This window comes from Ruminococcus sp. CAG:330 (assembly GCF_000437175.1).
Taxonomy (GTDB): domain Bacteria; phylum Bacillota; class Clostridia; order Oscillospirales; family Ruminococcaceae; genus Ruminococcus_C.
Genome location: NZ_FR898089.1, coordinates 132,994 through 139,240, shown reverse-complemented (window position 1 = coordinate 139,240; position 6,247 = coordinate 132,994). Strand labels below are relative to the sequence as shown.

Annotated in this window: 6 protein-coding genes and 1 other annotated feature (1 of these 7 cut by a window edge); of the genes, 5 read left to right on the top strand and 1 reads right to left on the bottom strand. The window is 49.5% G+C overall.

Annotated features, from left to right (window positions below; all coding sequences use genetic code 11):
- Window positions 1-184, bottom strand: a binding site (T-box leader); it reaches 95 nt to the left of the window's first position.
- A 265-nt stretch (window positions 185-449) separates the two neighbouring features.
- Complete coding sequence (locus QZL66_RS10840; protein WP_022411739.1) at window positions 450-1,316, top strand: dockerin type I repeat-containing protein; 867 nt, start codon at window positions 450-452, stop codon at window positions 1,314-1,316.
- A gap of 266 nt (window positions 1,317-1,582) precedes the next feature.
- Here QZL66_RS10840 and QZL66_RS10835 read toward each other — a convergent pair whose 3' ends face one another.
- Entirely contained in the window at window positions 1,583-2,506 is a 924-nt protein-coding gene (locus QZL66_RS10835) for a S1 RNA-binding domain-containing protein (RefSeq protein WP_022411738.1), read from the bottom strand.
- A 370-nt stretch (window positions 2,507-2,876) separates the two neighbouring features.
- On the opposite strand from QZL66_RS10835, the gene QZL66_RS10830 reads away from it, so the two are divergent.
- The 4 genes from QZL66_RS10830 (at window position 2,877) to coaE (ending at window position 6,203) form a co-directional block, all read left to right on the top strand.
- Window positions 2,877-3,068 (top strand): DUF951 domain-containing protein, encoded by a 192-nt coding sequence (locus tag QZL66_RS10830; RefSeq protein WP_022411737.1) that lies wholly within the window; start codon window positions 2,877-2,879, stop codon window positions 3,066-3,068.
- 394 nt (window positions 3,069-3,462) lie between these two features.
- Entirely contained in the window at window positions 3,463-4,542 is a 1,080-nt protein-coding gene (prfA, locus tag QZL66_RS10825) for a peptide chain release factor 1 (protein ID WP_022411736.1), read from the top strand.
- A gap of 6 nt (window positions 4,543-4,548) precedes the next feature.
- Window positions 4,549-5,562 (top strand): L-threonylcarbamoyladenylate synthase, encoded by a 1,014-nt coding sequence (locus QZL66_RS10820; RefSeq protein WP_022411735.1) that lies wholly within the window; start codon window positions 4,549-4,551, stop codon window positions 5,560-5,562.
- On the top strand, window positions 5,559-6,203 hold the full coding sequence (gene coaE, locus QZL66_RS10815) for a dephospho-CoA kinase (RefSeq protein ID WP_022411734.1): 645 nt from the start codon (window positions 5,559-5,561) through the stop codon (window positions 6,201-6,203). Before QZL66_RS10820 ends, coaE begins: the two co-directional genes overlap by 4 nt.
- The last annotated feature ends 44 nt before the right edge of the window (window positions 6,204-6,247 follow it).

The following is a 6,247-nucleotide window of genomic DNA, read 5'->3' as shown; positions in this document are numbered from 1 at the left end:
AAACACCGCACTCATTGCTGCACAATAACGGGTGCATCCGGCATCGACTACTCACTTTCATTCCGAAAGCTTCCCCAATGCTGCTCCAGAGCTACCTTCCTCCACCTCGCTCAAAAACTCGCACCGACCGTTTTCTCTCTGTATCGCTGATGTATGGAGTACTCTTCTCTTTCTTTGCATTTGTTCTATTTTTCATTATACCGAATTTTTTTCCGCTTGTCAAGAAAAAATTCGAGAAGATGCGTTTTAATACGAAATGTGCATGGGATGAAAACCGGAGACAGCTTTCAAAGATGTTTAAAATTTCTAGAAAACAGTTGACTTTTTTGTGGAAGCATGCTATAATGAAACTGCGATTTTAAGAACCGATGCTTGCAGAAAAAGAAATATCGCCGGAAATCCGGCTTTTCTGGCTGCATTGGTTCGAAAGTGAAGGAATATGATTGTTTATGAAATTTTTGGAAAAAATGCTTTCTGTAGCACTTGCTGTTGCAATGGGAACAGGATGCATGGGATTTTCTGCATTTGCAGCAGATGACACAGCAACAGAGGCCACGCCAATTGCATGGATCTGCATTCAGGCAGGCAGCGATACACAGCGGCATCCGGCAGGCGCTGATAATCGTGATGAAGAAACCGAGAATGCAATCGGTTCCGCAGTAGAGCTCACTGGCGATGACAAATACACCGCATCTGTTACCATGGCAAATGGTTCCTCCACTGTGGAACTGCTGTTCCTGGAAACAACACTGAACGCTTGTGCCTATGCACCGGAGGGAACAGATGACCCCATTGCAAACGGCAGAATCAAGATGACCATTGAGTCGATTGAGGTAGTACATGCTTCCGGCGACACCACGAAGCTGGACTACATCGGACCGAGCACCGGCGCATTCCGCACCTCTGACGATGGTGGTTCTTTCATTTGCTACAACATCTGGAACACCCAGACTTCTCCGAAGGTTCGGGATATCCAGAGTGAATCCAAGAGCAGCTTCGAACCGGAAGGCGGACTGGCTGGTGGTGATACCATCAATATCGTGTTTACGATCACTGGCATGGATGCACCGGAAGTCAGCAAGGGTGACGTGGACGGCTACGGCGATATCACCATCGATGACGCTTTCAAGGTACTGCAGGAGTACTCCTATATTGCAGCAGGCCGTGGCGCATCTTTCACAGATGAAGAAAAGGGCGCAGCTGACGTAGATGGCGACGGCGATGTAACCCTGGACGATGCATTTGCAATCCTGTCCTACTACTCCGCAAAGGCAGCCGGCAAGGATGTCAATCCGAATGACTTCTTCGGAAAGTAAGAACCCGTCTTCACAAGCGTATACACGTGTCTTTTCGGCAAATTTTGCTGCATCCTGCGTGAAAAATACTTGCCGGGCGACAGCCCGCCTGCGTATTTTTGCCTTGTCTGCAACAAAATTATGCTCGAAAATCCACATATATTTCTTGTGAAGACAGGTTCTAAGAATGCTTTTTTGACAGCAAATAATTTGTGACAAAATACAGAAATGGCTCTCTGGCAGAATTGCGCAGGGAGCCATCTTAATATGTGCGTATATGGAAATGCTTAGGTAAAGTTTGTTTCAATGATGCGGGGTGATTCCGGCGGTGTGTACCGCCAGCAGTCGAGGTGTGTGGAAGATACGTAATAGCGAGGCGGTTCCGGCGGTTCACTGTTGTCAAAGACATCGATCAGAATCAGTTTGATTTTCAGCTTTTCCGGCAGAATGGATTTGATGTATACGCTGGCGTGCTGCCCCTGATGAGCGCCTTCGAACGGCTCCGCCAGTCCGGAGAGATTCGGGGTCAATTCCACAAACACCCCATACGGCTCAACCGAGCGAATGATGCCGGCAACCGTCTGTCCTGCGGAAAACAGCGCTGCATTTTCCGCCCATGTTCCCAGCAGCTCCCGATGTGTCAGGTGCAGCCGGCGAGGTTCTGTCTGCCGAATCATCACACGAATGGACTGCCCGACTGCAAAGCGATCTCTGGGGTGAGAGATGCGGGAAACCGAGATCATGTCAATGGGCAGAAGTGAGGGGATTCCGCAGCCGATGTCCACGAATGCGCCGAACCGCTCCAGATGTGTTACCACTGCCGGAATGATATCTCCTGCACGCAGCTGGGAGAGATAGTTTTCCCAGCACGCCTCCTGTACTGCACGGCGGGATAGTACCGCATAGGGTTCGCCATTGTCGTCCGTTTCGATGCGGAGAATTCGAAAGGCAACGGGTTTTCCGGCACGTGCAATCAGCGCAATATCCCGTGTCGTTCCATCCGAGATTCCGATTGCGCCTTCTTCCCGCGGAATCCATCCCCGCATACACGGGAGCTGCAGCATGAGATTGTGTTCATTGTCGCAGAGCGTTGTCCGTGCTTCTAAAATCGTTCCGTCCCGCATGGCACGTTCCATGGCGGAAACGCTGCTGAGCGCAGCACGGTTTTCTGCGGTATACAAGAGAGCGCCTTCCGGCAAATATTTGATCATTTTTGACCTCCTGACAAATCAATCGAATCCAGAAAATTTAGGTGGATGCAAAGCGCATGTAACTTGCTTTCAGTGTATGTGTATGCTACCGAAGTTATGACGTGCACTTCCAAAAACAAGAATTGGACATCACAAATTCTCGGAGCATTCACAGAAACAGAGGCTTCGTTTTTGCGGCAATTTTGACGTTCTCGAAAACGTCTGAAATTTTTATGGAACTTCACCGGATTTGTACCGTGTCTTTTATTGCTTTTGTACAAATACAAAAAATATCCCTCGAAAATATTGCCTTATGCAAAAAAATGGGGTATAATAGAATGTACTCATGATTTATTTGAGAGCACGTAAGATGGAAAGGATGGAATGGCACATGGATGTTCGTCCGGGAGATATTCTGACTATGAAAAAGCCGCACCCGTGCGGATGCAATACCATGCATGTCATCCGATCTGGAATGGACTTTAAGCTGCAGTGTACCAAGTGCGGCAGAGAGTTCATGGTGCCACGAAATAAAATAGAACGATACATCAAAAAGATTCAGAGAGATGCGGTAGAAGATTAAGCACCAATGTGAAGCGGTTACATTGCATGGAATACGGGATGTTCTGCAAAACTGCATGCTCTTATGTTATAGTATATATACATAAGTTAAACAAGACGACCGCAGGTGGTAAATGTATGGGATTTGATGAGTTATTAGGCATTGTCGAAAGCTTCTGCAATAGAGCTTCACAGGTAGCATTTGTGACTGTAGAAACCATCAGCACATCAGCAGGGATCGGTGGCCTCATCTAAAGTGATCGTATCTTTATGATACCAGATTTTCCGATTTTGTGCAAGTTTTATTTTTCAGGAGTTGTTTTGCGTTTTCGTGCATATACCAAACGAGAAGGAGTTCGCTCCGGGCAAGAACGGCAGTTTTCTGCTGAAACAGAAAGAAAGGTGAGAAAGTTCCTATGTTGGAAAAGCTACAGCAAATGGAAAAGAAATACCTCCAGATGGGGGAGAAGCTGATGGATCCGGCAGTTGTATCTGATCAGCAGGCATATGTGCAGCTGATGCGGGAGTACAAGCACATGCAGCCGATCATCGAAAAATACCATGAGTATCTTCAGGCACAGAAAAATTTCGAAGAGGCAAAGGAACTTCTCTCCGGCGGAGAAACGGATGCAGAACTACAGGAGATGGCGCAGCTGGAGTATGACAGCAGTCGGGAAGAGATGGATGCGCTGAAAGAAAAGCTGAAACGGCTGCTGCTGCCCAAGGATCCTAACGATGACCGCAATGTGATCATTGAAATCCGTGGCGGTGCCGGCGGAGAAGAAGCATCGCTGTTTGCCGGTTCTCTCTATCGGATGTATACAATGTACGCCGAGGCGCATGGCTGGAAACAGGAACTTCTCAGCGCCAACCCCACAGAGCTGGGCGGTTTCAAGGAAGTGAGCTTCTCCATCGTTGGAGAAGGCGCATATTCCCGCTTGAAATACGAGAGCGGTGTGCACCGTGTGCAGCGTGTTCCGGAAACTGAGTCACAGGGACGGATTCATACGTCTACGGTAACTGTGGCAGTTCTGGTAGAAGCGGATGAGGTGGAGCTGGAAATCAATCCCGCCGATCTGCGAATTGATGTGTTTCGGGCAAGCGGTGCCGGCGGACAGCATATCAATAAGACAGAATCTGCCGTCCGCATTACACACATTCCAACGGGATTGGTGGTGGAATGTCAGGACGAGCGAAGCCAGTATAAAAATAAGGATAGGGCAATGAAGATTCTGCGCTCCCGCCTATACGAGATGATGCTTCAGGAGCAGAACGAAAAAATCGCATCGGAACGAAAGATGCAGGTGGGAACAGGCGATCGTTCGGAACGAATCCGCACCTATAATTTTCCGCAGGGACGGATGACCGATCACCGCATCGGATTGACCTTGTATCGTCTGGAAGATATTATGAACGGCAATCTGGACGAAATATTAGATGCTCTTGCAACGGCAGATGAGTTGGCGCGTCTGGCAGGGCAGCAGGAAGAGGCGTAAAAACACGTGGAGACAAAGTTACTTTCAAATAGCACAGCAGACCTGCAGGAAGCAGCGCATCTTCTGAAAGAGGGAAATGTCGTCGGAATTCCGACAGAAACTGTCTATGGACTGGCAGCAGATGCCAGAAATCCGGAGGCGGTTCGGCAGATTTTTGCAGCAAAGGGAAGACCGGCAGACAACCCGCTGATTGTGCACATTGCAAAGCTGGAGGAATTGGAGAGCGTTGCAGTTTCCGTACCGGAACTGGCGCTGAAGCTGGCAGAAAAATTCTGGCCCGGCCCGCTGACCATGATTTTGCCGAAGCACCCTTCAATTCCCACCATTACATCGGGCGGATTGGACACTGTTGGCGTGCGGATGCCCTCGCATCTGGTGGCACGAAAGCTGATCGAACTCTCCGGTGTTCCAATTGCAGCACCTTCCGCCAACATCTCCGGCTATCCCAGTCCAACCACTGCACAGCATGTGATGCGGGATATGCACGGAAAAATCGCAGCTGTGGTAGACGGCGGGGATTGCTGTGTGGGCGTAGAATCCACCGTGATTGCCTTAGAGGGGGAGGATTCTGTACGGATTCTCCGCCCCGGCTATGTGACAAAAGAGATGCTGGAAACGGTCGTTCCGCATGTCACGCTGGACAAGGCGATTCTGCATCAGCTTCAGGAGGGACAGACCGTTCGTTCTCCCGGCATGAAATACCAGCATTATTCTCCCCATGCGCACGTTACCTTAATTGAGGGGAGGTGGCCGGAGTTTGCCGCATGGGTACAGCAGCACGCAGAAGCGGGAACTTATGCGCTGGTGTTTGACGGTGAGGGTGCTGATCTCTCCGTTCCGTATCTGACCTATGGAACCGGGGATGCAGAACAGGCACATCAGGTTTTCGCAAAGCTGCGGGAACTGGATGACATCGGTGCAAAACGGGTTTTCGTTCGGGCACCGAATCCCAATGGAATTGGACTTGCTGTCTATAATCGTTTGATTCGTGCGGCAGGATTTGAGGTGATACAGGTATGAACAGTTTAGACGGCGTGATGGTAGTCGGGCTTACCGGCCAGACAGGTGCAGGAAAAAGCACCGTATCTCGTGTGTTTGTCGAAAACGGATTCCGTTTGATTGATGCGGATGCCATTGCGCGTCTTGTTGTCGCATGCGGATCGCATTGTTTGGCAGATTTGCGGGAGTGTTTTTCCGATGTGATTTTGAAAGCCAACGGAGAACTGGACCGGCAGGCATTGGCAGCAATTGTTTTTTCGGATCACCACAAACTTGAGATGCTCAACACGATTATGTATCCATATATTGTAGGAGAGATTCTCCGCATGATCCACCACTTTTCCCAGCAAAACCACAAGATGATCCTGCTGGATGCGCCGACGCTGTTTGAGAGCCGTGCAGATGACTTCTGTGATCTGATTGTTTCGGTGGTGGCAGATGAGGAAATTCGAAAAAAACGAATCATGCAACGGGATTCCATTCCGGAAGGAGCTGCGCTCCAGCGTATGGAAATGCAGCTGCCGGAGTCGTTCTTTCGTTCCCATTCGGATACCGTGCTGGAGAACAATGGGAGCCTTCAGGAACTCTACGATTCGGCGCAGGAACTGGTGACGAAAATGATCTGCTATTATGAGAGCCAGTACGGCGCACTTTTGTGCTGAGATGAAATAAGATGGAAACGGGTGTCTGGGACACGCCAAACACC

Bases quoted from the DNA above. Each gene is read 5' to 3' on its own strand.
- QZL66_RS10840 (WP_022411739.1), top strand. From the start codon at position 450: ATGAAATTTTTGGAAAAAATGCTTTCTGTAGCACTTGCTGTTGCAATG.
- coaE (WP_022411734.1), top strand. From the start codon at position 5,559: ATGAACAGTTTAGACGGCGTGATGGTAGTCGGGCTTACCGGCCAGACA.
- prfA (WP_022411736.1), top strand. From the start codon at position 3,463: ATGTTGGAAAAGCTACAGCAAATGGAAAAGAAATACCTCCAGATGGGG.
- QZL66_RS10830 (WP_022411737.1), top strand. From the start codon at position 2,877: ATGGATGTTCGTCCGGGAGATATTCTGACTATGAAAAAGCCGCACCCG.
- QZL66_RS10835 (WP_022411738.1), bottom strand. From the start codon at position 2,506: ATGATCAAATATTTGCCGGAAGGCGCTCTCTTGTATACCGCAGAAAAC.